This is a genomic window from Pseudomonas sp. MC6, assembly GCF_054790575.1.
The window spans coordinates 6,234,105-6,258,528 of record NZ_CP186504.1 but is presented as its reverse complement, the minus strand read 5'-3'; the positions used below and the strand labels follow the sequence as shown (position 1 = coordinate 6,258,528).

At 53.4% G+C, this 24,424-nt stretch carries 24 protein-coding genes and 1 pseudogene; 11 read left to right on the top strand and 14 right to left on the bottom strand.

Annotated features, from left to right (window positions below; translation table 11 throughout):
* Positions 1–9: 9 nt before the first annotated feature.
* Both ACOYXE_RS28220 and ACOYXE_RS28215 read right to left on the bottom strand, forming a co-directional pair.
* Complete coding sequence (locus tag ACOYXE_RS28220) at positions 10–1,116, bottom strand: DGQHR domain-containing protein (protein ID WP_223497056.1); 1,107 nt, start codon at positions 1,114–1,116, stop codon at positions 10–12.
* 13 nt (positions 1,117–1,129) lie between these two features.
* Complete coding sequence (locus ACOYXE_RS28215) at positions 1,130–1,948, bottom strand: HNH endonuclease (protein WP_460927100.1); 819 nt, start codon at positions 1,946–1,948, stop codon at positions 1,130–1,132.
* A gap of 675 nt (positions 1,949–2,623) precedes the next feature.
* On the opposite strand from ACOYXE_RS28215, the gene ACOYXE_RS28210 reads away from it, so the two are divergent.
* Both ACOYXE_RS28210 and ACOYXE_RS28205 read left to right on the top strand, forming a co-directional pair.
* Positions 2,624–4,579, top strand: coding sequence for a ParB N-terminal domain-containing protein (locus tag ACOYXE_RS28210; protein WP_460927098.1), 1,956 nt, complete (start codon positions 2,624–2,626; stop codon positions 4,577–4,579).
* Positions 4,579–5,787, top strand: coding sequence for a hypothetical protein (locus tag ACOYXE_RS28205; RefSeq protein ID WP_460927096.1), 1,209 nt, complete (start codon positions 4,579–4,581; stop codon positions 5,785–5,787). Before ACOYXE_RS28210 ends, ACOYXE_RS28205 begins: the two co-directional genes overlap by 1 nt.
* A 152-nt stretch (positions 5,788–5,939) precedes the next feature.
* On the opposite strand, the gene ACOYXE_RS28200 is transcribed toward ACOYXE_RS28205, so the two are convergent.
* The 3 genes from ACOYXE_RS28200 to ACOYXE_RS28190 form a co-directional block, all read right to left on the bottom strand.
* Positions 5,940–6,563: a hypothetical protein gene (locus tag ACOYXE_RS28200; protein ID WP_223497066.1), complete on the bottom strand. Its 624-nt coding sequence runs from the start codon at positions 6,561–6,563 to the stop codon at positions 5,940–5,942.
* A 41-nt stretch (positions 6,564–6,604) separates the two neighbouring features.
* Positions 6,605–7,231, bottom strand: coding sequence for a hypothetical protein (locus ACOYXE_RS28195; protein ID WP_223497068.1), 627 nt, complete (start codon positions 7,229–7,231; stop codon positions 6,605–6,607).
* A 640-nt stretch (positions 7,232–7,871) separates the two neighbouring features.
* Complete coding sequence (locus tag ACOYXE_RS28190) at positions 7,872–8,132, bottom strand: DUF6429 family protein (RefSeq protein WP_460927094.1); 261 nt, start codon at positions 8,130–8,132, stop codon at positions 7,872–7,874.
* Positions 8,133–8,399: 267 nt separating this feature from the next.
* On the opposite strand from ACOYXE_RS28190, the gene ACOYXE_RS28185 reads away from it, so the two are divergent.
* Complete coding sequence (locus tag ACOYXE_RS28185) at positions 8,400–8,729, top strand: hypothetical protein (RefSeq protein ID WP_460927092.1); 330 nt, start codon at positions 8,400–8,402, stop codon at positions 8,727–8,729.
* Between the two features lie 12 nt (positions 8,730–8,741).
* On the opposite strand, the gene ACOYXE_RS28180 is transcribed toward ACOYXE_RS28185, so the two are convergent.
* Together ACOYXE_RS28180 and ACOYXE_RS28175 are read right to left on the bottom strand one after the other, a co-directional pair.
* On the bottom strand, positions 8,742–9,110 hold the full coding sequence (locus tag ACOYXE_RS28180) for a PH domain-containing protein (protein ID WP_034156100.1): 369 nt from the start codon (positions 9,108–9,110) through the stop codon (positions 8,742–8,744).
* A 45-nt stretch (positions 9,111–9,155) separates the two neighbouring features.
* Positions 9,156–9,902, bottom strand: a complete 747-nt coding sequence (locus ACOYXE_RS28175) for a hypothetical protein (RefSeq protein ID WP_460927090.1) — start codon at positions 9,900–9,902, stop codon at positions 9,156–9,158.
* A gap of 125 nt (positions 9,903–10,027) precedes the next feature.
* On the opposite strand from ACOYXE_RS28175, the gene ACOYXE_RS28170 reads away from it, so the two are divergent.
* The 3 genes from ACOYXE_RS28170 to ACOYXE_RS28160 all read left to right on the top strand — a co-directional run bounded on the left by ACOYXE_RS28170 (position 10,028) and on the right by ACOYXE_RS28160 (position 13,233).
* Positions 10,028–10,387 (top strand): hypothetical protein, encoded by a 360-nt coding sequence (locus ACOYXE_RS28170; protein WP_160059327.1) that lies wholly within the window; start codon positions 10,028–10,030, stop codon positions 10,385–10,387.
* 116 nt (positions 10,388–10,503) lie between these two features.
* Positions 10,504–11,241 (top strand): hypothetical protein, encoded by a 738-nt coding sequence (locus ACOYXE_RS28165; RefSeq protein ID WP_405122904.1) that lies wholly within the window; start codon positions 10,504–10,506, stop codon positions 11,239–11,241.
* Positions 11,242–11,313: 72 nt separating this feature from the next.
* On the top strand, positions 11,314–13,233 hold the full coding sequence (locus ACOYXE_RS28160) for an alkaline phosphatase D family protein (protein WP_405122903.1): 1,920 nt from the start codon (positions 11,314–11,316) through the stop codon (positions 13,231–13,233).
* A gap of 122 nt (positions 13,234–13,355) precedes the next feature.
* Here the strand turns inward: ACOYXE_RS28160 and ACOYXE_RS28155 are convergent, their stop codons facing one another.
* Positions 13,356–14,528 (bottom strand): acetylornithine/succinylornithine family transaminase, encoded by a 1,173-nt coding sequence (locus ACOYXE_RS28155; protein ID WP_460927087.1) that lies wholly within the window; start codon positions 14,526–14,528, stop codon positions 13,356–13,358.
* Positions 14,529–14,630: 102 nt separating this feature from the next.
* Here ACOYXE_RS28155 and ACOYXE_RS28150 point away from each other — a divergent pair, with 102 nt between their 5' ends.
* The 5 genes and pseudogenes from ACOYXE_RS28150 (at position 14,631) to ACOYXE_RS28130 (ending at position 17,596) form a co-directional block, all read left to right on the top strand.
* Positions 14,631–15,536 (top strand): LysR family transcriptional regulator, encoded by a 906-nt coding sequence (locus ACOYXE_RS28150; protein ID WP_160059331.1) that lies wholly within the window; start codon positions 14,631–14,633, stop codon positions 15,534–15,536.
* Between the two features lie 56 nt (positions 15,537–15,592).
* A complete protein-coding gene (locus ACOYXE_RS28145; RefSeq protein ID WP_460927085.1) occupies positions 15,593–15,997 on the top strand; it encodes a GNAT family N-acetyltransferase in 405 nt (134 codons plus the stop codon).
* Between the two features lie 60 nt (positions 15,998–16,057).
* A complete protein-coding gene (locus tag ACOYXE_RS28140; RefSeq protein WP_160059333.1) occupies positions 16,058–16,573 on the top strand; it encodes a DUF6622 family protein in 516 nt (171 codons plus the stop codon).
* Positions 16,574–16,612: 39 nt separating this feature from the next.
* A pseudogene (locus tag ACOYXE_RS28135) lies at positions 16,613–16,777 on the top strand (two-component sensor histidine kinase); the annotation flags it as partial.
* A 117-nt stretch (positions 16,778–16,894) separates the two neighbouring features.
* Entirely contained in the window at positions 16,895–17,596 is a 702-nt protein-coding gene (locus ACOYXE_RS28130) for a hypothetical protein (RefSeq protein WP_460927083.1), read from the top strand.
* Between the two features lie 288 nt (positions 17,597–17,884).
* Here the strand turns inward: ACOYXE_RS28130 and ACOYXE_RS28125 are convergent, their stop codons facing one another.
* The 6 genes from ACOYXE_RS28125 to cyoA form a co-directional block, all read right to left on the bottom strand.
* A complete protein-coding gene (locus ACOYXE_RS28125; protein WP_034156086.1) occupies positions 17,885–18,376 on the bottom strand; it encodes a RidA family protein in 492 nt (163 codons plus the stop codon).
* Between the two features lie 388 nt (positions 18,377–18,764).
* Positions 18,765–19,652: a heme o synthase gene (gene cyoE, locus ACOYXE_RS28120; protein ID WP_007916939.1), complete on the bottom strand. Its 888-nt coding sequence runs from the start codon at positions 19,650–19,652 to the stop codon at positions 18,765–18,767.
* Positions 19,653–19,663: 11 nt separating this feature from the next.
* Positions 19,664–19,999 (bottom strand): cytochrome o ubiquinol oxidase subunit IV, encoded by a 336-nt coding sequence (gene cyoD / locus ACOYXE_RS28115; RefSeq protein ID WP_007916940.1) that lies wholly within the window; start codon positions 19,997–19,999, stop codon positions 19,664–19,666.
* A complete protein-coding gene (gene cyoC / locus ACOYXE_RS28110; protein ID WP_016985612.1) occupies positions 19,999–20,622 on the bottom strand; it encodes a cytochrome o ubiquinol oxidase subunit III in 624 nt (207 codons plus the stop codon). Before cyoC ends, cyoD begins: the two co-directional genes overlap by 1 nt.
* Positions 20,623–20,625: 3 nt before the next feature.
* Positions 20,626–22,656, bottom strand: coding sequence for a cytochrome o ubiquinol oxidase subunit I (cyoB, locus tag ACOYXE_RS28105; RefSeq protein WP_007916945.1), 2,031 nt, complete (start codon positions 22,654–22,656; stop codon positions 20,626–20,628).
* 3 nt (positions 22,657–22,659) lie between these two features.
* Positions 22,660–23,601 carry a ubiquinol oxidase subunit II gene (cyoA, locus tag ACOYXE_RS28100; RefSeq protein WP_007916947.1) on the bottom strand — a complete coding sequence of 314 codons (942 nt, stop codon included), beginning with the start codon at positions 23,599–23,601 and terminating at the stop codon, positions 22,660–22,662.
* Positions 23,602–24,424 lie beyond the last annotated feature (823 nt).

Below are 24,424 nucleotides of genomic sequence, written 5' to 3'. Positions count from 1 at the left end.
AGCACCACATCACTCAGACGCTGACTTAATAAAAGTAAGTGATGCATGCCAAGGCTGACTGTATCTAATGTTTTGATGTACAGTCAGCATTGCATCTTGCAAGGTATCTCTCACGTTTCTCGTATCAGAAATAGCAAGATTCCATTCACAAGACCAAAACTCCTCAGTTTGAGTTTTTAGAATATTTTTAACAGCATCATAAACTGAGTCAGCATTAGTTAGATCAATCTGACTGCCAGGATATCCAGAAATAGTATTTATTGTATCAGTGATATACCTAGTCATTGAGACAATACCTACCTTACTCATTAGCTTCTGCTCGTTAGGAAAGGTATTAGGCCAAACTTCTTTAATCGCACTCCAAATCAAAACAAACAAGTCGTACGCAGACTCTTCACTGGCCAATTCTCTAATATTTTTTGATTGAATATAAGCAATAGATGCCTCGATTGCTGCGGGAACAACCTTCCTGTCTGCTTCCGGAGTACTCGGTAGACTTACCATTCCCTGGAAGGGGCTCTCATTCAAATCATTCGCCAACCCCACGTAGCTTAAATTCGGGCTAAGAGAAAGTTTGGCAGTTTTAAGTCTAGCGTCAAGTCCTGGAGTTTCTGCATCACTAGTAAACTTTAGAGTCAGCGCTCGAATATGATCTGCAGCGACCTTCGCAACTTTATTATTTATCACAACAAACTGAAAGGCTCTCTCCTCATTAGTAGCGTTTAGAATTGCTACTATGGGAACTCGGGTCGCCGGATTAAAATCATCTAAACCATGCAGGCGATGCTGTCCATCCACCACAAAAATATTATCTTTTTGGGCTGCGTCCACTACGATTTTACGACCTTCGCCGTTACTTTCAAGACTGTAAGTACCATTTGAAAGAGTTATTACTATCGCTGTCGGAATAGTATTGCGAGCATCTCCCTGGAGAAAACTCTTAATTGCCCGTACGCGATTATCACTTTTAGGCCGCTGAATACCATCAAGATGATCTGGACTTAACCGTGGAATAGTACTCCACTCTATCACCTCACTAACTGGTGCTTCAAAAAGGCAAAAACTTGGCGCCCCTACATCAGCGCGCTGTGAGAAGACGATACATGAGTATTCCATAGTTTAGTTCCTTCTAGGCGAAGTTAAAATTAAAAAAGTCCACTGCATCGTCTCCATCCAGAGATCTAACGCTCATCAAATTTACACAACCAATAGCTAAAGCAGCATCTTTCAATGTCGTTTTATTCTCACATGCATGAAGAAAAATTGAACGTCTATGCTGAGCAATTTTTTCTTTTCTTTTTATGGACGTCCACTCATCGACGGATGGCGAGGGTTTTAGGACAAATGAATGAACGTTTGAGTTTTGCCATAAAAGCATACTCCCCTTTTCCCGATTACAATCACAGCATGAGGGAAGCAAATTATCAACCTTGCTATCCCCACCAAAGCTTTGAGGCCAAATATGCTCTAATTCAAGTTTAGCAGCCGGATCGGTTGTAACTTCGTAAATATCCCGCCCACAAACATAACAATTATTGAGGCCTCTGGATGCTGATAACTTCCTCGTTGAGGCATTAATATCTCTGCGAGAGCTCTTTTCAGCTTGCATTGTCAGAAAGGCAAACCGATCAAGTACACCGCTATTGGATGCCCTCGATATTTCGAATGACTCTTGAATATACCTAACTAACTGATTTTGGTTTTCATTACTATCTGGATACAATAACTCAAGACGCTCAGCTTTTTTTAAAGCTCTAGCCATCAAATTAGCTGCGAAAACACCTATGTAATAATCGGAAAACTCTTCAAGCCTCCCGCCTATCTGTAGAAGACTCAACACTTGGAGCTCTGATATTTTTGACCGACCAATTACATCAGTAATTATGAACTGAAAAAGTGACTCGCCACTTGTGACAGGTTTGAAATGATTATAATTTATTCTCGCCATTAGCACATCCCTGCAACAATAGTTCCCAAAAAAGCATAGCCGCCTCGCACCAAGCTTGGGCACCTTCAATTGTGACATTATCAAGCCATCATCAATTTGTCAGATAATTTCTGCCGTACCTTCATCGTCCTTGCCCTGACATGAGGAATACAGCCATGAATCCTCATGTAAGCTAAACGATTTTTTAAGGGTGTTGGGCTACGGGAGCCCCATACGCGTGACCTGCTATGGAAGGGGTACAACTCCCTACAAGCGGCACCTAAGCAGCCGGATACATTCACATGCCCCCTCCCCTCAGGCCCTTGCCCTACGCGAGCAAATCTGTGAGATCACCCGACGCGTCGAACTAGCATTTCCAGAAGGCTCGAATTACTGAAAACCCATATCGGAGACCACCATAAACAGGGCACTGCGCACGATGGGTATGAAGGCCAGACTGCACTGTGGAGCATTAATTCGTCACCAAATGCATTTATATGGGACGCCCACTAAATCTGTAGCTATATTCATCCACGAAGAATCACTTTCCTATGTTGACCCCATAGGGAGGCCCGAGGGAGGCGGTATCAGGTGGTGTATCACCTCAACGGGTCAAAAGCTGGAGATTCCCCAAGTCATAAGGCACCATATGCCCCTTCAACCAACGTCGCCCCTTCAGCCCGAAAAGGTATCGTAATGAGTGTCATACCAGGAAAGCGACCTGTAAACCGGTTTACCTCCTCCTTTCGTGGCTCCTTTGGACGATTCCGTACCGAGTCAAGTCATACCCTCCACTACCTATCTACCACCCTACGTATCAACGACATCGGCAAGCTTTCCACTGCTGCTGACACTTTTGATATGCGCGAAATCGGATTTGATGAGCTAATCCAGCGAGACATCGATCACGGTAGAGTCTCACGTATCGCAAATGACTATCTGCGTGCAGGTACCAACCGCGCAGTGTTCTTCCCCCCCTTACTGGTTTGTTTAGCAGTTCTAGATGACCAAGGCAGGCTAAAAACTTCTTACGACGAAATTGATAAAACTCGAAGAAGCACGCAAGACGCTGATGACATTTTGAGCATGACCTTCGACCGCGATGGTTTCCGACTTGAACTAGTCGTATCTGACGCCGAACACACCGATAGAACTATCGAGTGGGATGGTCAGCAAGTACATTTCTTTGACTACGCTGCGACGTTATCTGTTAATCCCGATCGAACGAAACTAGTGGTTCTTGATGGACAGCATCGGCTAAAAGCGCTGGAGATGTTGATCAACAATCCCGAGAGCCGGCCTATTGTTGCAAGTATAGAACAACCCGTATGCATGGTCTGGATGCCTCAGGCAGCAGTAGCTCAAGGAGGACATATAGTCCAAGACCTACGCGACATATTCGTTACTGTAAACTCGGAACCGCAACGAGTAAGCGGTCATTTCATACTGCTACTTCGTGATAATAGTTACGCAGCAGCGACTGTTCGAGCTATCGCCAATCTGTGGAAATCAGAAAATGATGATAGCTGGAGTCGCCTACACTTACTAGAGTGGAATACGCGCGAAGATCAGAGTACAGATCAACGCCTGAGACCATTCTCGATTACAACAGTCTCAATCATTGCAAGTGCGCTTGAAAGCTATCTGTTTTCCACTCCTAAGCTGGCTCCGATGCTACTAAAGTTGGAAGAAAGGTCGGAAGAGCTTCAAGAAGCAGACTCCGAACTCGACTTTTGGGGCTTAAGAGATAGTGCAAAAGGTATCAACGTAGACCGCATCATAAAAGAGCAAATCGACATACACCTAGTGCCAGCCATAGCTTATTTGTTGAGACAACTTCACCCCTACCAAAATATCGAGCGTGCATTGGGGCGTCAATTTGCACAACAGGCTCAAGCTATTTCACGTGGTAACCCCGCCGAGGAAAGCCTAAGACGCTACCTAAATCGCTTTGTGTATAACAGTAAAGAGATGTTCGACGACTTAGCACCTGGTGCGTGGGCGGCATTCAAAGCTGCTATTGAGGTTCCACAAGAACACCGAGTCTTTTTCTTGGCTGTATTTCAACAAGGTTTTTTACGTTTCTGGCTTGTTTTGGCACGCATATTGGCTGAATATAACGTATCTGCTCTAGACAGCGCACGCGCTGCAGTTGCTGCAACTGAAGCACATACGGCCAATAAAGACTCAAATTATTTAAGAGACGACCAGCCGTATACCAGACGTGTACTGTGGAAAAATGACTTAGTGAACTATGGCCCCAACTGGGCTAAAGAGGCGTGGACCGACATTCAATTAGCCCCTTTACTCATAAAAAATGTGCGTGATTCGCTAATCAGTGTATTACCTAAAGATACTTTGAATGAGAGTCAAATAGGTTTTCTAGAAGCGCGCCTAATAGAGGTTGGCTCTGCGTCTGCTCGACGTTATACAACTAAGCTGGAAGAAGAGATAACACGAGACATCAAGAAAAATCTTGCTGACTTTTTCGGTGAGGTAGAGGCTGGTGTTCTTCGTGACTTACGTGTCACTGATCCCGCAGAATATGAGTCGCGGGTAGGGGAGCTTTCTCGCATTAAATTTGAAGAGGCGCTAGATCGGCTAGGTAATATGCTACAAAAAACCGCTGCCGAGATTAAGCCTGCTGACTGATGGCTATCGTACTTTGGCAAGAAGGATGTCAGCTAAATTTCGATCCGGCCCAGACGCTCTTTGTGCGACCTCAGCATAAAGAAGATCTGGCGCTGGAGCTGGCTTACCATCCTCCGGAAATATGGCCTAGAATAATAGAACTATTACCCTTGGCCGAACAATGGCCCTCAGTGGTTGAGGTTTTAATTAATCTAAAAGAGCTTCAAGTAGCTTGTGCTTCTCCTACCTCAGGCAGTGAAGTAGCCGCTCTGCTTCCGCTCTTTGATGAAGCGTTACACACTATCTTGATTGCTACTACTGAACTTGTAGTCTGCCTGAAAGACATGGATGCGTCGGCAGTCGCAAATGCATCTAAGCGCATACTTAAAATTCTTCAATCCACGACTCTGCTACCTCCGCGCACAATTGCATTATATCAAAAAATCGTTCTCTTTTTGGAACATTTATCCGAAGGTTGCTTACGTGAGCTAACACTACCTGCTTTGTTTTTTCACTCAACGACAAATGTAAATCAAAAACGTTGGTGGCAGAATGCCCCATCATTTAAAAGTACCTGCAGTACAGCACTCACAAACTTTGACGCTGTCGTCAATGGTGGTCCACCTGATGATATTAAGCTCATGCGAGCCTGGGTCGACTCTCTACTCCTTGAAACAGCGAAGCTTTATCAAACCCAAATTGGTCAAAGTGAGGCCTCATCTTTCCGAGCTGCTTCTGCTTTTTTCGCCGTTCACGCGGATCGTTTCTACTTAAAAGGGCACACAGTGATGGGGCTTCTTGCACTCCACCGCTCTGCCGAGTGGCTTTTAGCAGCAAAATGCGCAGATCAGGGATTATTGGATTTTAGTAATAGCCATGGAATCTTGATTAGCTCGTCGAACTCACTTATTTCGTTCTCCGACATGTTAGATGAGCTAACTAATGCAGGAATTGGACTCCAAGGAATCACCAATGAACTGCGCAACCTAAATAAGTGGCGTAATGTTCTTGCATATACTCACCACATGTCAGCTCCCACAGACTCAATTGCGCAACAGATCTATAATACAGTCCGCCCAAACTTAAAACATCTAGCTAACAGGGAGTGGGTAGAGTCAGAGACAGTTTACAATACGCCTTTCCCATTAAAAATCGAACATCTTCTTGACCCAAATGGCGACTTGCGAAGCTCATTCAATGTAATTTCACCTAAAGATTTAGAAATTTAGATACTTAACCCTACACTTATGTACACTTCGATTAGGAGTAACTTTAAGGGTATCGTTAAATTAGGGGCTACAACAGCCCATATCTATTGAGCCATTATTTTTATTTCGACACCGATGCCTTTTGCAGCTCCTCCGACTTTTTTCACGCTAACTCACACCTCATAGATAAGCCATGCCGCGTCAGAGTTTTCGCTTCGATGCCCAACCTGCTCGCCATCAGCGTAAATACGAGCGTCCGTTGTGAGTGTTCGACTGCCGCTTGTATTGTTGGCCACGTGGACCACAACACGGTCCTTCGAAAGTGCAGCCAGCTTGCGCCCGAGGATGTTCCACCGCCCCATCGGCGTGTGTGTCGGATTCACTAACACATCAAATGGGAGTTCTATCCCGCTCTTCGTGGAGCCATCCGGTTGGAATGCGTTAATCTCTCCACACAGGATGAACGAAACCCTGTGCCCGCCTATCAGGAAGGTCCGCTCCAGAAAACTCGCTTCGAGGTTTCGCAGCGCCTGAACTTTGGGACTATCTGCGAAAATCTGCGGCTGCATCCGAGTTTCCTCCTCGTCGCTCACGAGCCACGGGGCCGCTTGTTGTTTATCGGCCGACTCCAGGAACACAAACACGCCGGGGCTGAGCACCTTGCGAACAGCAGCCACAGACGGAGTGTTGACGGCATAACCCGGAAGCACTACAAGCCCCGAACTAACTTTCGAGATGAGTTCCACGATTGATTGTGGAGTAGCGCTATTGATCGGTGAAATTGCCGTGATTTTCATCCAGAGAGCCCGCTGATGATCAGCGGTACAACCTCGTGTTATCAGTTGTAGGGAGGGTTCTGTTCCATCTCATCGAGCCATGAGTAGATACCACTGAGCATAAGGAACACGCTGTCGAGGACCTCGGACAAGTGCCGGACATTGATGTGCTGGAGGTCTGGCAATGAAAGTGCTCCCTTCTTGTCTGTTGAATAGCGAAACGCGAATGAGATGGGATCTACATCTTGGAACTGTTGAATGAAGGAGTCCATTGCTGGAAGCTCCTCATCGTCGGGACGAGGATCTAATTTTTCCAACAGCCGGCGCAGTGTTCTCCACAATGGCATTAGTTCGTGCCGATGGTCGTCAAGCGGCTCTTCACCTGATAGGCGCCTAGCTAGCGGCAGCATGAGCTTGAGTTGAAGTTCCAGTGCCTGTCGATAGAGAAATACCAGCGGATAAATTGCACTGTCCAGGGAAGCCTTACGTTCGACGATTGCCTGCAACAATCCGTCTGCTGCATCCTTGTAGCCAATGGCGTAAAGGTCGGCAGGAAAGAGGGTCCATCCGAGCATCGCGTTGTGCTGCCAATCATCGCCTTGCACAAAGAGCCGCTGACCAGCGAAGTCAGAAGGAAACTTTGAGGGCGTGATCTGTATATCGATCAAGCTATCATCGTCATTCGTCACGTTTTTAGTCCCCAAGCGACTCAAAGCACCAAGAAGTACGCCTCGCTGATTATGCCGGCAGAATCTTCAGATGAGATAGCGATTTGATTTTGGTCGAAAATGGCTTCCCTATAAATCCGCTTTTGGCCCAAGCTGTATCAAAACGTTTACGAGTAGCCTTGGCGGACAAAACAGTTCGAAACGCGATCTAAAAATTCACATAGCACCCACAGTTCAAAATGATGCATGGAGTTTTACATAGCCTAGGCAGATATTCGCCATTGAGGGCTTGACTCCGCTTAACGTCACCACTATGCATTCTGACAAAAAGAGCCAGAAAAAGAGCAAGCAGTCGTAGGGCTCCTGTACCGATGAAACCTGGTGCAGATCGTCGGAAATATGGACACTAAAACGTTCAACACCCAAGTTTCACGAGCCCTATTTTGGACCGTGAGCATGTACACTTTGCAGTACAACATAGAGGTGTACATGCTTAAAAATATTTACTAATCAATACATTATGTTATTATTCGAGTCTCCCTCGGGCACCAAATTCAAGAAAGGTCTTGCTTAGCAAGGCCTTTTTTTTCGTCTGCAATAAAGTGGACGCGCAATGCTGAAAGCTCACCACCGCGCGGCTCGCACGTGACATTGCGCGGACTCAGGTATCAGAGTCGTTTGCAGGCTTAGCCTGAGCATTCCCCCCAAACAACCGCGCCGCTATCGCCCGCCCCCGCTCCAGCCCTTCCTCCGTCAACCAGACCGACTTGTTCCTGTTCACCGGGTTACTGATGAAACCCTGCTCATGTAATCGGTTCATGATCTCGAAATCGAATCCTTTCCAGGCATTGCCGTCGTCGGAACTGAGTGCTGCCAACAGGGCAAGCACGGCGTCTTCCATCAGTTTGTCGTCGTATTCCATGGTCGTCACTCCATTCGTATCCAACAGTTAACGTCGAGTGTGTGAAGGCTTACCATAATACTCGCCGACCTCCGATGGAAATGCCGCTCAATCCCGTGAAGGTTATTGATCGGCTTCAGTGTGCCCGGCCTCGCCTTTGGGCTGCACTTGTTGATCCCGCTCCGTATAATCCCGCCACTCTGAAGGCAGCCCAGCGCATCTTGCACCTGACGGTGGCTGCCTCCAGTCATCAACTCTCACACTGACGGACATCGCTAAAGGCACCCCATGGAAACGTCACTGGAAACAGTCGCCCTTTTCTCCCTCAAGCTCGCTTACGAGGAAGAAGGCCTGAGCCCGATTCTGCGGGACGACATGGTCATGGGTGATTACCAGAAAGATATTTTCGAACTATTGGTGCGGCGCGGGGATATCGAGACCATTCAGTTCAAGATGAATGAATGCCTGGGCTTAGCGATGGACGCGCTGGGCGGTGTCGAAAAACCGCTGGGACGTGAGTTGTACAAGTTGTCCGCTGAGTTCAGTGAGGCGCGTTCGCTGGAGCAGCTGGATCAGCCGCTCCTCGCGCTCAAGGGTTACTTGAAAGACATCTTATGATCAGCAGCGCCGTTACAGCAGATGCTTCGAGATGTACTTGGAAATCTCCACCATTGACGTCTTCCCGGTGAATTCGAACTTCACCTTCCCCAGTGACGAGAAGTAAATCTCCAGCTCTGAATCCAGATCGAAGGTGCCCGAGGTTTCCACGGAGTAGGCGACGATGTTCTTGTACGGCAAGGAAGTGAAATCCTTCTTGCTGCCGGTAATGCCCTGAACGTTGACCGCAATGATGCGTTTGTTGGTAAACACCACGCCGTCACGCATGGCCTTGTAAGAGTCGATCACTTCTTCGCCGTCCAGCAACAGTGCGCTTACGCGTTCGGCGTACTCATCGTTCTGCTTGAGTTTGAAGAAGCCTTTGTTGTTGAAGTCGATCATCTGTCCATCCTCATCTTCAAGAAAACATCCCGGTATTTCTTTGTTTCAACGACGGGCTTTCAGCACGCGGATATCGGTTGGGAACCCGTCGGCGCCGACAAGTTTTTTCCAGCCCAGATACTGAAACTCGCCCTTCTCATCAATGTAATCACCCTTCTCCACCGATCGGCCGCCAACCACCGCCACGCGTTTCACTTCGCCACAGCCGCCGTCAGAAGGCCGAACCGTATAGATCACATACGTCTTCACGTATTGCGTGGCGCGGAAGTATTGGCCGCAGATTTCGTCGACGGTGATCAACATGGTTTTCAGGCGTGCTTCGCCGTCGGTGTCTTCGTGCAGTTTCAGGAAGGAGATATCACCGACGTCGCTGTAGCCGAGGGCGCGGGCGCGTTGGTATTCGGGGGAGTTCTGGTGGGCGATGCGACCTTCCTCTGCAGCACCTTGCATTTTCGCGGCGAACTCGGCTTTGCCTTGGGCGATCATCGCGTCGGCCTGGCCCGCGAACTCTTCGCATTGCGCAAATTCCCGGGAGCCGAGGTGATCGGGCGTCAGGTTCGAGCGGTGTTCATTCATGGTTCGCAGGTTGCTTTCCAGGGCAAACATCACGTCGTAGGCGGTGGTGCGGCCGCTTTGCACGTCGGCCATTTTCTCCAGCACGCGCTGGCAGTTGCCGGCGTAATACTTCCAGCTGTTTTCCGGGTGTTCTTGCACAGCGGCGAATGCCGGGGTCATTGCAACGGCGAGTGTGATTGCGCAGAGCAGGCGCAAACAATGGGTACTGACTGGCATTGGGTAGTCCGTTACGGAGATGGGCAGTGGCGCGACGCTACTATTTTGCTATCTTGCCGTCCACTGCCAGTAACGAGGTCGCCAACGCCTCGATGGAGTCAATTTTCAGAGGGAGAAACACCTTGATGGCCGTGTTGTACTTTTTCGTTTGGGCAGCCGTTTGGGCTTGGGTCGTGCAGACCCGTGGTGCCTGGAACCTGATCCTCGCCAACCTGGCGGGTGCCGCCAGCGGTTTCATCGTCGCAATGATTTTTTCAGTGGTCTGTTCGGGCCTTTTCCCGGCGCACGTACCTCCCTCACCCGAGAAACTGGCGAGTAGCGTGCTGCAAGTGATGACAACGTTCGGCGTGCTGGCGGGTGTATGGATGTGGCTGGTCCGGCGCCCTCAGCCCGAGCATCCACTGGCTCGCCAACTGTTCGCCGGCATCTGTGGGTTGGCTGCTGGTGTGACGACGTTGGTGTTTTTCGCGCTCAACTTTCACTGAGCAGCGCTCTCGTCACTGGTATTACACGTGTGTTTTGTTATCTTGCCGCCCATCGTCAGCGTTCACTGTGGGCGTGCGTTGATTTCAGGGTTTTGAAGGTTTAAGGAAAGGATCAAATGGAGTTTCTGCGTTTTCTGGCGATTGTTGCGGTTTGGGGGTTCATGTGGCGCTGGGTGGTGCAGAACCGTGGCAGCTGGAATATTTTCTACGGCAATATCGTTGGCGCAACGGGTGGTTTCATTGTGGCGATGGTGGTGCTGTCGATCACGTTGTCGCTGTTTCCTTCGTCGCATGACTACGAACCGGCGCAGGCTGAAAACACGCAAGTCACCGAGCCGACCTCTCTATTGCCTGAAGCCGAGGCAGTCACACCCGCAGCCGATCTGAAGGATGCGCCGGCTTTTGCTGCCATCGAGCCGGACGACAAGCCCTCTCCCGCCGACTCCGCACTGTTGCCGAACTATGCCGGCCGGGCGCCGAAATCAATCGGACTACAGACCGTGCTGGATCAAAGCGACTATGACGGTCGCATGGCCCTGGCAGCGCTGAACAAGAAATTGCGTGGTGACGCCCAGGCCGACAAGTCGATGATTGCGTATGTCATGTGCAGCCCGTTTGTGACCAGCACGTTGCGCTTTCCCGCTTCAGCGCGTTTTGCTGACAGCAAAGCGCTGGTCAGCCACCGCTTCAAGGATCAGGTCTACACCTTCAACAACACCGTCACCGCGCGCAACATGAACGGCGACGATGTCACCTACCGTTTCGATTGCTCGGTACAAGAGCAGCCGCGAGTTGACGCGCTGCCTGCGCAATGGCGTTTGTTGGCGCTGAAAGTGCAAAAAGCCGACTCTTAAGGCTGATTTAAGGGTTCAAGGCGCCGGCTGCGCTATCATCGCCGGCCTGTGCGCCTTGAGCTTTGCCCTCCGATGTCCCGACACTTCGCTGATCCCTCTTTGTTGCCTGCCGTGCTGGCCGGCCCACTGCTGCGCAGGCTGGAGCCGAAGCGGTTGGTGCTGTGGTTGATCGGTACGCGCCAGCTGTCGCTGACATTGCGCCTGCAAGGTGTAGGAGACATTCCTCTCGACGCTGGGAAATGCACGGTCATTCCCGTAGGTCGTCAGGCGTTTGTTCATCTCATCGATGTTTCTCTCGACAGCGCCCTGCCCTGCGATACGCAGATCGACTATGACCTGCTGATCGACAACGCGACGGGCATCGCCGACTGGGCGGCGCATTTGCTGTACGGCGATGCAAGCAGTCCGAACTTCGTCCTGCGCTCGCGGATCGATCAACTGCTGCATGGCTCCTGCCGCAAGCCGCATCACCCGGCGACGGATGGTTTGCTGTGCGTCGACCAGTTACTGGCCACGGAAACCGATCCGAAACAACGCCCCGCCCTGTTGATGATGAGCGGCGATCAGGTCTACGCCGACGATGTGGCCGGGCCGATGTTGCGGGCGATTCATGCCCTGATCGCACGACTCGGCCTGTTCGATGAACACCTCGAAGGCGCCGTGGTCAGCGACAGCGCCAGGCTCTACGAACATCCGGCCAGTTACTACCACCGTGCGGATTTGTTACCGGCACTGGAGAGCAACGAGACATTGCGCGAGCGATTTTTCGGCGGAGCACGTAAGCCGATTTTCACCAGCAGCAGCGCTGACAATCACTTGGTGACGTTCGCCGAAGTCATGGCGATGTACCTGCTGGTGTGGTCGCCGACGCCCTGGTTGCTGATCGATCCGCAAGCTCCCGAACTGACGCCAGAACGCTTCAAGCGCTACACCCTCGAACAGACTCGCATCGATGCCTTCAAGGCCGGATTGGACAAGGTCGCCCGTGCGCTGGCGCATCTGCCGAGCCTGATGATTTTCGATGATCACGACATCACCGATGACTGGAACCTGTCCGCGCAATGGGAGGAAACGGCCTACGGCCATCCGTTCTCCAAACGCATCATCGGCAATGCGTTGATCGCCTATATGTTGTGTCAGGGCTGGGGCAACAATCCCGATGCGTTCAAAGAGGTATTGGAGAAAACCCAGAGCCTTAGCGCCAGCGGTGATGATCAGTATCTCGACAGCCCGGTGCAGGACGATTTGATCGATGACCTGCTGCGCTTTCAGCATTGGCATTTTGTATTGCCGACCAGTCCTGCGCTGGTGGTCATCGACACGCGCACCCGACGCTGGCGCAGTGAGATGGCGCTCAAGCAACCCTCGGGCCTGCTCGATTGGGAGGCGTTGAGCGAACTGCAACAGGAGCTGCTCGATCACCCGTCAGCGATCATCGTGTCCCCGGCGCCGATCTTCGGCGTGAAGCTGATCGAAACGGTGCAAAAAGTCTTCAGTTGGTGCGGTTATCCGCTGCTGGTCGACGCGGAAAACTGGATGGCCCATCGCGGCGCCGCGCAAGTGATCCTGAATATTTTCCGCCACTCGCGCACACCGGGTAACTACGTGGTGCTGTCCGGCGATGTGCATTATTCCTTCGTCTACGAAGTACTTATCCGCCACCGCAAGGCCGGCCCGCGAATCTGGCAGATCACCAGCAGCGGGATCAAGAACGAGTTTCCGAAAACCCTGCTGGAATGGTTCGACCGTCTCAACCGCTGGCTCTATTCGCCACGGTCACCGCTGAACTGGTTTACCAAACGCCGACGCATGCGCATCGTGCCGTATACGCCCGAGCATGCTGAGGCGGGCGAACGGCTGTGGAATTCGGCGGGGATCGGTCAGGTGTTTTTCAATGAACAGGGACAGCCGCGCGAGATCATTCAGCACAATTCCAATGGCGCGGCGAAGACGCGGATGCTGGCGCCGGATCTGGCGGATTATCCGGACTAAGGTCTACACCGAACATGTGGGAGCGAGCCTGCTCGCGAAAGCGGTCGATCATCCAGCAGAGATGTCTACCGATAGTCCGCCTTCGCGAGCAGGCTCGCTCCCACAGTGCTACTTACAAGCCATCAATGCGCGATCAGTGCTCGCCCCACACCTCTGACAATCATCTCCACCTCACGCTCATCAATCGTCAACGGTGGCAGCAGACGTATCGTTTTGCCACGCGTGACGTTGATCAACAGTCCATGATCCCGCGCCGCGATCAGGGTCAGATCACGCACCGGTTGTTTCAGCTCGATACCGATCATCAAACCCTGACCACGAATCGCCAGCACGTTGGGATTGTCCGCCAGCTCTGCGCGCAGGCGAGTTAATAGCCGTTCCCCCTGAATCCGGGCGTTTTCCAGCAGGCCCTGTTCTTCGATGATGTCCAGCACCGTGCAACCGACCCGACACGCCAGCGGATTGCCGCCGAAGGTGCTGCCATGGCTGCCGGGCGTAAACAGATCCGCCGCCCTGCCCCGGGCCAGGCACGCACCTATCGGCACGCCGTTGCCCAGCCCTTTTGCCAGGGTCATGACATCCGGGACGATGCCTTCATGTTGAAACGCGAACCAACGCCCGGTGCGGCCGATGCCGGTCTGGATTTCATCGAGCATCAGTAGCCACGCATGGCGATCGCACAAATCACGCAGACCCTTCAGATAATCGGGCGGCGCCAGTTGCACGCCACTTTCGCCTTGAATTGGCTCTACGAGAATCGCGACGATGCGCTCGCCGTGCTTTCTCTGCGCCTGCTCGAGCGCCGCGAGATCACCAAATGGCACTTTGAGGAAATCCCCCGGCAATTCGTTGAAACCCAAGCGCACCGCCGGACCATCACTGGCCGACAAGGTACCGAGTGTGCGGCCATGGAACGCGTTGGCCATGACCACCACCAGCGGCTGTTCGATGCCCTTGCGCCAGCCGTATAAACGCGCCAGTTTCAGCGCCGTTTCATTGGCCTCGGCGCCAGAGTTATTGAAGAACGCCCGCTCCATCCCCGACAGCTCGGTTAGCCGTTTGGCGAGTTGTTGCTGCCAGTCGATGCTGTACAGATTCGAGGTGTGCAGCAGTAATCCCGCCTGCTCGCTGATCGCCGAAACAATCCGCGGGTGCGAGTGGCCGACATTGGTCACCGCGACACCGGCCACCGCGTCGAGATACTCACGGCCGGTCTGATCCCACAGGCGGGTGCCGAGGCCTTTGGTAAAGCTCAAGGCCAGTGGTTGGTAGGTGTTCATCAGGGCGGCGGTCATGACTTCAAACTCCAGCGAAGGTCGGTGTGCTGCCAGTATGGTTAGCCAGCGAAACTGGATAAACTCGTTAAAACTTCATTCATTTAAAAGCTGAGCTTGATAATGGACTTGTTCCAGGCGATGAGCGTGTACGTCAAAGTAGTCGAAGCCGGGAGCATGACGGCGGCCGCGTTGCAGTGCGATATGTCAACGACCATGGTCGGCAATCATCTGCGCGCGCTGGAGCAGCGGCTCGGTGTCCAACTGTTGCAGCGCACGACTCGACGTCAACGCCTCACCGAATTCGGCAGCGTTTACTACCTGCGTTGTCTGGATGTCTTGGGACTGGTGGCCGACTCCGAACGGCTGGCGGAACAAGCACTGGATGAGCCGCGTGGCCTGCTGCGGATTACCGCTCCACTGACCTTCGGCGTAGAGCGCCTGGCACCGGCGCTCAGCGAATTTTCCCTGCAATATCCCCAGGTCAAAATGGACGTGGTGCTGACCAACAGCCGCCCCGACCTGCTGGAAAGTGGTCTGGACGTGGCGTTTCGGCTGGGGCATTTCGAGGAGTCGAATCTGATCGCCCGCCCCCTGATCGATTACACACTGACTGTGTGCGCGTCCCCGCAATACGTGGCCCGGCGCGGCATGCCGCACACCCCTGAAGATTTGCAACAACACGACTGCCTGTCGTTCGCCTACCCTGCCGGTGACGATTGGCAATCGGTGGAAAAACGCTGGCGTCTCAGCGGCCCAGAGGGAGAAATTCTCGTCGACGTCAGCGGGCCGATGCTGATGAACACTTCCGCCGGATTGCATCAGGCCGCACGCACCGGCATGGGCATAGTGATGCTGCCCGATGCGCTGGTGGAACAGGATCTGCGCGATGGCAAACTGGTGACCGTCGTTCCCGACTATCAACCTCCAAGCCGTCCCTTGCATTTGCTTTATGCTCCGGATCGCTATCGTTTACCGAAGCTGCGCCGCTTCGTCGAATTCGCGATGCAGACGTGGGGCAGATCCTGAAAACGAGCGACATGGACAATGTCTCGAAGAATTACTGACAAGGAGTCGAAGCGAAGATGAACAACAACCTGACCGTACGCGACCTGCTATCTGACGAAGTGGAGTCGGTACGGCTGTTCCTCGACCAACATGGCTGGGGGCACCGTACCGGTTCCAGCGAACATTTCGCACAACTCATCGAACACTCGCAACGCACGGCGATTGCCCTGCTCGGCGCGCAGATCGTTGGCTTTGCCCGAGGCATAACCGATGGCTTGTCCAACGGTTACCTGTCGATGGTCGTAGTCGATGGCGAGTATCGACCCACAGGCACTGGCCGCAGACTGGTTGAGCATGTCATGGGCGATAACCCCGATATCACCTGGGTACTGCGCGCAGGAAGAGAAGGCGCCGAAGCCTTTTTTGCCCGCCTGGGTTTTGAGACGTCGGTGATCGCCATGGAGCGACCTCGATTGAAATAACAGGTATGCGCTCTGGCAACGGCTATGATCAGCTTCTCTTTCCAGCATGGACGCTGTGCGATGCTCGTCACTCTTCAAAATACTCCCTTGTGGGTTTATGTGGTTTTTCTGGTTCTGGTGTATTTCGGCCTCAAGGCCCGCAAACCCCAACATGAAAGCCGGTTTTCCCTGCTGTCGACCCCGCTGGTGTTGTTGGGCTGGTCGCTGTTGTCGTTGAACCTGACGGTTGATCCAGGCTTGAGCCTCAGCGGCTGGCTCATTGCTTTGTTACTGGGCGCTCTGTCGGCATGGCTGATTTTCCCCAACAAGGGGATAAATCTTGATGATCCGGAAACCGGGTTGATCGTGCCGGGCACTTGGAAAGCGCTGATTCTGCTCCTGCTTTTTTTTGCAGTGAACTACTACTTCGGTTATCAGGATGACGTGCACCCAGAGCGCGCTGCCGCCCCGGATATGTTGCTGTTCAAAGCCGCAGCATCAGGCTTTATCAGTGGTCTGATTAGCGCTCGCTCACTGAAATATTACCGTTTGCTGCGCACCCTTCAGGCTCAACGCCCGCCATTGGGCGCCCAATGATTCAGGAACCGCTTTTCACCAACACCGGTTTTTCCTGAGGGGCTGCGTATCGTGCACCGTATCCTGCAATTACATGGGCGCGATATACAGTCACTGGACATGAGCGGGCGTGGCGCGACGTTCCGCTTCTCGCTATCAACAGATCAGCAAAGCGCCGAACAATGGATGATGCGTTCAATGAATTTGCACAGCCCAGGCAAATAGTTGAGACCGCCGGCCCGTTGCTCCGTGACAACGCCGCCCCGCTCGCCTAAATTAGTCGACCTGAAAAAGCCCTTGGTTTTCTCATCTCCACTCAAGTTAAAAAGTAGTGAAATTTCAATGTCCGATTTCAACACCGCTGAATCCGTAGTCACCGAATCGTCCAAAGCGGAATACGAAAACTCCATCAATCTTTCACAACACCTGCCACAAGCCAAAATCATCAGCGAGATGGTCCTGGACGCGTTCCAGTCGACCCGCGAAAGCGACCAGATCCGCGAGCTGCGCGCGGCGATCCGTCAGGCTCACGACAGCTTCGATGATGACAAGGCCTACGAACTGATGGGCAAACTCAAGGCGCTGAAAGATGCCGAAGCCGCCGACCTCGCTGCGCTTGACGACCTCAGCAGCAAGTTCTCGATCGGCCGCATCCTGTCCAGCTTCAAGGACGATCCGGCGTTCCAGGAAATCGTTTACGGCCTCGCGCTGAAAGTGCTGAACCAGACCCATCAGGCGATCAGCAACCCGAGCGGCGGCAAGAGCAAGGCTGCGAAGAAGAAAGAAGTCGAAATCTTCACCATCAGCAAGGACGGCATCAGCGTGACCTTGCCACTGCGCACGCCGCGCTCGCGCCTGAACGTTGACCGTGCAGCGCTGGAGTTCCTCGGTTTCACCTTCGTTGGTGAAGGCGAAGAAGCGGAGCTGGAAAGCGAAGTCTTCGTCGACAACGCTGGTACCGAGCAGGCAGTGAACCGCAAGAACATCATCACCGCGCTGCAACAGCAGACTGCGTTTGATGGATATAGCATCGCCGCGCAGTAATAGCGCAGCCGCTAAATTAAAAAGCCCCGCACTGGGATTCAGGCGGGGCTTTTTGGTTTTCGGCTTGAGATGGGTGAGATGGCCTAAACCGAGGCCCCTCACCCCAGCCCTCTCCCGAGGGAGAGGGAGCCGATTTGGGGATATTGTAGAAGTACACCGAAATGAAAGTGCTGTGCCGAATCCACAATCGCCTCGCTCTGTCAGGTCGACGTATAGCGGAAGACACCTCGGTCAGTCCCCTCTCCTTCCGGGAGAGGGCTAGGGTGAGGGCAAGCCGCTAAACCACACTTAAGCCGAAGGGTGCAACGCTACAATCATGTCCACCTCAATCGCCGCATTCTTCGGCAACTGATACACCCCCACTGTGGTGCGCGTGTGCCGACCGGCATCGCCAAGCACATGACTGAACACGTCCGACGCACCGTTGGCCACTTCACTCAGGTCAACGAAGTCCGGCGTCGACTTCACATACACAGTCACCCGCAACAACGCCTTGATCTTGTCCAGCGAACCCACAGCATCGACGATCAGCGCCAGACAACGCATCGCACTGATGCTCGCAGCGGCTTGGGCATCCTTGAGGGTCAACTCCAACCCAACCCGACCGGGGTACTGAATCTTGCCGTGAGTGCGTGGCACCATACCGCTGATGTACAGCTCATCATGATGACGGATCAGCGGCGCGTAATTGCCACCAGCAGTGTTCTCACCATAAATGTCGTAGTTCAGCTCTTGGGCCAGGGCAATAAAACGCTCGTCGCAGGTCATCCTCTCAGTCATTTCGCCCAGCCTTATGATCAGTGCATGAAGAAGCTCGAATCACGGCAGTAAAACACCGAAAAAATGGCTTGGTGCTATCACTGTCGGGGTTGGATCCAAATCTAGGGGTTTTGAACTCCACTCGCAACCCTCACCCTAGCCCTCTCCCATAGGGAGAGGGAACCGAACGCAGTATATTGACGACGTACACCGACCTGAACGCACTTTACCGAATCCATAATCGCCACGACTTTGCAGGTCGGCGGTGGACTCCAGACAACTCGGTCGGCCCCCTCTCCCTCTGGGAGAGGGCTGGGCGGGCGGCGTTCCGATGAGGGGCTTTACGCCAGGCAACAAAAAACCCCGCACATCTCTCAATGTGCGGGGTTTTTCTTCAAGCCTTTGAGCCTTACGGCGCGTACGTCAGCAGCAGCTCTGCGGGCACCTTGAAGTCCAGGGACATCATGACGCTCAACGCAGTGATGGTGAAGATCGAGAACACGAACAGCTTGCGTGCCCAGACCGTATCATCCACCGCTTTGTAGCCGGTCCAGGCCATGTACAACCAGTACATGCCCATGGCCGCGGCGACGGCGAGGTAGCTCATGCCGGCGTAACCGCTGAAGGTCAACATCAAGGTCGCTACAAGGAACGCCAGGATGTAGAGCAGGATGTGCTTCTTGGCCACTTGAATCCCGCGCTTCACTGGCAACACCGGAATCGATGCGGCCAGGTAATCGTTGAAGCGGAAGATCGCGATGGCGTAGGAATGCGGCATCTGCCACAGGCTGAACATCACCAGCAACGTCAGCGCGGCCATGTCGAAGCTGTTGGTTACGGCAACGTAACCGATCACTGGCGGCATGGCGCCCGACAGACTGCCCACCAGCGTGCCGTGAACCGACTTGCGCTTTAGGTACAGGCTGTAGAAGCCGACGTAGATGATGAAGCCGATCACCGCGAACAAAGCGGCCAATGGGTTGGCCACCTTGTACAACAATGCAACGCCGAGAACACCAAGGATGGTCGCGTAGACCAGGGCCAGTTTCAGGGAGATCAAGCCCTGCACCAGCACCCGGTTCTTGGTGCGTTCCATCTTCAGGTCGATGTCGCGGTCGATGCAGTTGTTGAACACGCAACCGGAGGCGACAACCAGGGATGTACCGATCATGGCAGCCAGAAACACCGCCAGATCCACATGCCCTTTCGAGGCCAGGAAAAACCCGCCTGCCACAGAAAGCACGTTACCGAAAATGATCCCCGGTTTGGTGATTTGGATAAAGTGCTTGAGCGACATCGGGTCTTACCTCACTTCGCCATCATGTAGGTGTGGATGCTGAACATGATCCACAACGACAGGCCAACCAGCAGCACGATCACGATCGCCGTAAAGACGAATGCAATCACGTTGTTACGCTGAGCAATGGAACGGTCCAGGTGCAGGAAGTAATACAGGTGAACAATCACCTGGATCACTGCGAACAGCAGAACGATTGCCAGCGTGGTGGCTTTCGGCAGGCTCGGATACATCACCAGACCGAATGGGATGACGGTCAGGATCACCGACAGGATGAAGCCAATGGCGTACGACTTTACGCTGCCGTGGCCAGCATCATGGCTGTCATGGGAGTGTGCATTAGCCATTACAGAGTCCCCATCAGGTAAACAACGGTGAATACGCAGATCCACACCACGTCCAGGAAGTGCCAGAACAGGCTCAGGCAGCTCAGACGGGTCTTGTTGGTCGCCGTCAGGCCGTGCTTGTTGACCTGGTACATCATGATGCCCATCCAGATCAGACCCGCCGAAACGTGCAGACCGTGGGTACCAACCAGGGTGAAGAACGCGGACAGGAAGCCCGAACGGCTAGGACCGAAGCCCTCGGAGATCAGCAGGTGGAACTCGTTGATCTCCATGGCGATAAAGCCTGCGCCGAGCAGGAAGGTCATGAACAACCAACCCAGAACCTGCTGCTTCTTGCCTTTGAACAACGCCAGCATGGCGAAGCCGTAGGTGATCGAACTGAACAACAGCAGAGCGGTTTCGCCCAGCACGTATGGCAGTTCGAAGATGTCGTGGCCCGCTGGGCCACCGGCAACGTTGTTTACCAGTACTGCGTACACCGCGAAGATCGACGCAAACAGAATGCAGTCGGTCATCAGGTAGAGCCAGAAACCGTATACGGTCATCTCGCCCGAGTCGTGGTGATGGTCATCGTGCCCATGGTCACCATGGGCGTGTCCAACATTGGTCACTAAGTTCGACATGGTTTAAGCCTGTTCCAACGAGGTTTCAACACGGGTGGCACCGGCCGGGATTTTCCCTGCCGCAACCAGACGCTTGTGCTGCTCGGCTTCGATACGCTCGATCGTTTCAACCGGAACCATATAGCCCTGGTCGTCACGTGCAGCGTGGATCACGAAGTAGATGACGGTGCCGGCCAGGCTGGCGATCGCCAACCACCAGATGTGCCAGATCATCGCGAAACCGAAGACGGTCAACAGTGCGCCCATCACCACGCCAGTGGCGGTGTTGTTCGGCATGTGGATCGGCTCGTACTTGGCCGGACGCTGGTACGCAGTACCGTTTTCCTTGGCTTCAGTGAACGGGTCGATGCAGTCAGCCTTAGGCAGCACGGCAAAGTTGTAGAACGGCGGTGGCGACGAGGTCGACCATTCCAGAGTGTGTGCATTCCACGGGTCACCGTGATCGCAAACGTTCTCTGGCTTGTTACGGTCACGCACGCTCACATAGAGCTGGATCAGCTGGCAGGCAATACCCACAGCGATCATCACCGCACCGAACATGGCAACGTACAGGTACGGTACCCACTCAGGGTTGGTGGTGGCGTTCAGACGACGGGTCATGCCCATGAAGCCCAGTGCATAGAGCGGCATGAACGCGACGAAGAAGCCCGAGATCCAGAACCAGAACGCTGCTTTACCCCAGCCTTCGTGCAGCTTGAAGCCGAACGCTTTCGGGAAGTAGAACGCGAAACCAGCGATGTAACCGAATACCGCACCGCCGATGATCACGTTGTGGAAGTGCGCGATCACGAACAGGCTGTTGTGCAGAACGAAGTCAGCACCCGGGATGGCCAGCAGTACGCCGGTCATGCCGCCGATGGCGAAGGTCACCATGAAGCCCAGGGTCCACAGAACCTGGCTGGTGAAGCGCAGACGGCCCTGGTAGATGGTGAACAGCCAGTTGAATAGCTTCACACCCGTCGGGATGGAAATCAGCATCGTCGCCAGACCGAAGAAGGCGTTGACGCTGGCACCCGAACCCATGGTGAAGAAGTGGTGCAGCCAAACCATGAAGCCCAGTACCGAGATCGCGCCCGAAGCGTAGATCATCGAGTGGTGGCCGAACAGTTTCTTGCCGGTGAACGCCGAGATCACTTCCGAGAAGATGCCGAATGCCGGCAGGATCAGGATGTAAACCTCAGGGTGGCCCCACGCCCAGAACAGGTTGACGTACATCATTGGATTGCCACCAAGTTCATTGGTGAAAATGTGGAAATCCATGTAACGGTCAAGGGTCAGCAGTGCCAAGGTAGCGGTCAGGATCGGGAACGAAGCCACGATCAGAACGTTTGCCCAGGTGCAGGTCCAGGTGAAGATCGGCATGTCCATCAGTTTCATGCCAGGGGTACGCATTTTCAGTACGGTCGCGAGGAAGTTAACCCCCGTCAGCGTCGTACCTAACCCGGATAGCTGTAGCGCCCAGATGTAGTAGTCCATGCCCACGCCAGGGCTGTATTGCAGACCCGACAATGGTGGATAGGCAACCCAACCGGTCTTGGCGAATTCGCCGACGCCCAGGGACAGGTTGATCAGCACTACGCCGGATACCAGCAGCCAGAAGCTCAGGGAGTTCAGGAACGGGAACGCAACGTCACGCGCGCCGATCTGCAGCGGCACTGCAAGGTTCATCAGGCCGGTGAAGAATGGCATCGCCATGAAGATGATCATGATCACACCGTGAGCGGTGAAGATCTGGTCATAGTGTTCAGGTGGCAGGTAGCCAGGCGAACCCTCGGTGGCCATGGCCAACTGGGTACGCATCATGATGGCGTCGGCAAAACCGCGCAGCAGCATGACCATGGCGACGATGATGTACATCACGCCGATTTTCTTGTGGTCGACCGAGGTCAACCACTCGGTCCACAAGTAGGTCCACTTCTTGAAGTAGGTGATTGCAGCGAACAGCGCCAGACCACCGAGGGCGATCATGGCGATGGTCACCATCACGATCGGCTCGTGGAATGGGACTGCTTCCCAACTTAATTTACCAAACATCGTTTACTCCTCTGCCCCGGCAGCTGAATGCGAACTCGAGTCAATTTCCGTGGCCGCCACTTCTTTCTCTTTCTTCTCGTGCTTCAGCGGCTTGCCCGGCTTCATACCTTCGTACTTGTCGACGATGATCTGGAACTGGTTCGGCGTGACCGAGGAGTAGAGCTCGACTGGGTTGTTCTGGCTCGGTTTGGCAAGGGCCGCGTATTCAGCTTGATCAAGCTGTTTAGGTGACTTCTTGACTTCACTTACCCAGGCGTCGAAATCTTCCTGAGTGGTGGAGATAGCCTTGAATTTCATACCGGTGAAACCCGCGCCGCTGTAGTTGGCGGAGATACCGTCCATCTCAGCGTTGCGGTCAGCGATCAGGTGCAGCTTGGTCTGCATGCCCGCCATCGCGTAGATCTGGCCGCCCAGACCCGGGATGAAGAACGAGTTCATCACAGCGTCAGAGGTGATCTTGAAGTTGATTGGCGTGTGTGCCGGGAACACGATCTTGTTGACCGTGGCAATGCCTTGTTCCGGGTAGATGAACAGCCACTTCCAGTCCAGCGCGACCACTTCGATGGTCACTGGCTTGACGTCGGACTGGATCGGACGATACGGGTCCAGTTCGTGGGTCGAAATGTAGGTGATGTAACCCAGGGCAATGATGATCAGGACCGGGATGGTCCAGACTGCCACTTCGATCTTGGTCGAGTGCGACCATTTCGGGGTGTAGACGGCATTCTTGTTCGACGCGCGGTACTTCCAGGCGAACAGGAAGGTCATGACGATAACCGGCACGACGACCAACAGCATCAGCAGGGTCGCGGTGATGATCAGGTTTCGCTGTTCCAGGCCAACCTGGCCCGTTGGATTGAGCAAGGTCATGTTGCAGCCTCCCAGCAACAACGTGCCGAGCAGCGGCACTAGGCCTAGTAATCTGGGGTACCTGTTTTTACTCATCTCACGACCTCTAAAGCAGCTTGCGCAATGCAGTTGGGTTTTGATCGCCAACACTTCACCCTGCCAAGGGTTGGCATTTTCTTTGGATTGAATAAGGGCCGCCCGTCGCGCGTCAGACGCTCGACAAAACCTGGGACAGCGGTCAGTTCTTATTCGAATTCGTGGTCAAAGGCCTTGTTACAGACCAATTCCATTTGGTGCGGAAAGTTGGAAGGCACCGACACCTGGGTGTCTTGAAAGCCTTGCGACTCACTCGACACCCGACTTTCTGCGCAGCGCCTTAAAAAAGCGTTCCTTAATAAAGGCTGAACAGTGCCGGGAATTCAGTGCGGGCGATTGTAGATAGGTAGCGCCCTATACACCATGTCTTATCCCGAAATAATTTTTATCCGTTCGAGCAACAATCCATCGCCATTTTTGCAAAAGTTCCGCATCTTATCGAAATCAATTCTCAACAAAAACGCCAAAAATTGTAGGTGTACCCGCGTCAGTTCAGACAGCTCTGAAGGCTTTTTCCGAAGGCTCGAACAGCGCAAGCCCCGATAACCCAAGGCTTTTGGCCACATGCCAGCGCTTGTTAAAACTGCCTGCTCTGGCACTCGCGTGCTAAAGCCGAAAAACCCCGAAACAGACCAATCCTTTTTTGTAACAGCGGCCGATTCCGCGTCCCCCAAGAGCCCTGCGACGCGGCGCGTGTGACAACATGTCGCACACTTGCCACACCCTCCCTTGCCGTCCGTCACGGTGTTTTCACAAACACTCTGAAATGCAAAACGCCCCGATAAGCTGATACGCAAATCGAGGCGTTTTCTGTATCGGCCAG

Coding starts and splice junctions, on each gene's coding strand:
- ACOYXE_RS28150 (WP_160059331.1), top strand. CDS start 14,631: ATGGACTTGTTCCAGGCGATGAGCGTGTACGTCAAAGTAGTCGAAGCC.
- ACOYXE_RS28130 (WP_460927083.1), top strand. CDS start 16,895: ATGTCCGATTTCAACACCGCTGAATCCGTAGTCACCGAATCGTCCAAA.
- cyoE (WP_007916939.1), bottom strand. CDS start 19,652: ATGTCGCTCAAGCACTTTATCCAAATCACCAAACCGGGGATCATTTTC.
- ACOYXE_RS28170 (WP_160059327.1), top strand. CDS start 10,028: ATGGCCGTGTTGTACTTTTTCGTTTGGGCAGCCGTTTGGGCTTGGGTC.
- ACOYXE_RS28190 (WP_460927094.1), bottom strand. CDS start 8,132: ATGGAATACGACGACAAACTGATGGAAGACGCCGTGCTTGCCCTGTTG.
- cyoA (WP_007916947.1), bottom strand. CDS start 23,601: ATGAGTAAAAACAGGTACCCCAGATTACTAGGCCTAGTGCCGCTGCTC.
- ACOYXE_RS28200 (WP_223497066.1), bottom strand. CDS start 6,563: ATGAAAATCACGGCAATTTCACCGATCAATAGCGCTACTCCACAATCA.
- ACOYXE_RS28155 (WP_460927087.1), bottom strand. CDS start 14,528: ATGACCGCCGCCCTGATGAACACCTACCAACCACTGGCCTTGAGCTTT.
- cyoB (WP_007916945.1), bottom strand. CDS start 22,656: ATGTTTGGTAAATTAAGTTGGGAAGCAGTCCCATTCCACGAGCCGATC.
- ACOYXE_RS28215 (WP_460927100.1), bottom strand. CDS start 1,948: ATGGCGAGAATAAATTATAATCATTTCAAACCTGTCACAAGTGGCGAG.
- cyoD (WP_007916940.1), bottom strand. CDS start 19,999: ATGGCTAATGCACACTCCCATGACAGCCATGATGCTGGCCACGGCAGC.
- ACOYXE_RS28160 (WP_405122903.1), top strand. CDS start 11,314: ATGTCCCGACACTTCGCTGATCCCTCTTTGTTGCCTGCCGTGCTGGCC.
- cyoC (WP_016985612.1), bottom strand. CDS start 20,622: ATGTCGAACTTAGTGACCAATGTTGGACACGCCCATGGTGACCATGGG.
- ACOYXE_RS28125 (WP_034156086.1), bottom strand. CDS start 18,376: ATGACTGAGAGGATGACCTGCGACGAGCGTTTTATTGCCCTGGCCCAA.
- ACOYXE_RS28165 (WP_405122904.1), top strand. CDS start 10,504: ATGGAGTTTCTGCGTTTTCTGGCGATTGTTGCGGTTTGGGGGTTCATG.
- ACOYXE_RS28175 (WP_460927090.1), bottom strand. CDS start 9,902: ATGCCAGTCAGTACCCATTGTTTGCGCCTGCTCTGCGCAATCACACTC.
- ACOYXE_RS28205 (WP_460927096.1), top strand. CDS start 4,579: ATGGCTATCGTACTTTGGCAAGAAGGATGTCAGCTAAATTTCGATCCG.
- ACOYXE_RS28180 (WP_034156100.1), bottom strand. CDS start 9,110: ATGATCGACTTCAACAACAAAGGCTTCTTCAAACTCAAGCAGAACGAT.
- ACOYXE_RS28140 (WP_160059333.1), top strand. CDS start 16,058: ATGCTCGTCACTCTTCAAAATACTCCCTTGTGGGTTTATGTGGTTTTT.
- ACOYXE_RS28220 (WP_223497056.1), bottom strand. CDS start 1,116: ATGGAATACTCATGTATCGTCTTCTCACAGCGCGCTGATGTAGGGGCG.
- ACOYXE_RS28185 (WP_460927092.1), top strand. CDS start 8,400: ATGGAAACGTCACTGGAAACAGTCGCCCTTTTCTCCCTCAAGCTCGCT.
- ACOYXE_RS28145 (WP_460927085.1), top strand. CDS start 15,593: ATGAACAACAACCTGACCGTACGCGACCTGCTATCTGACGAAGTGGAG.
- ACOYXE_RS28210 (WP_460927098.1), top strand. CDS start 2,624: ATGAGTGTCATACCAGGAAAGCGACCTGTAAACCGGTTTACCTCCTCC.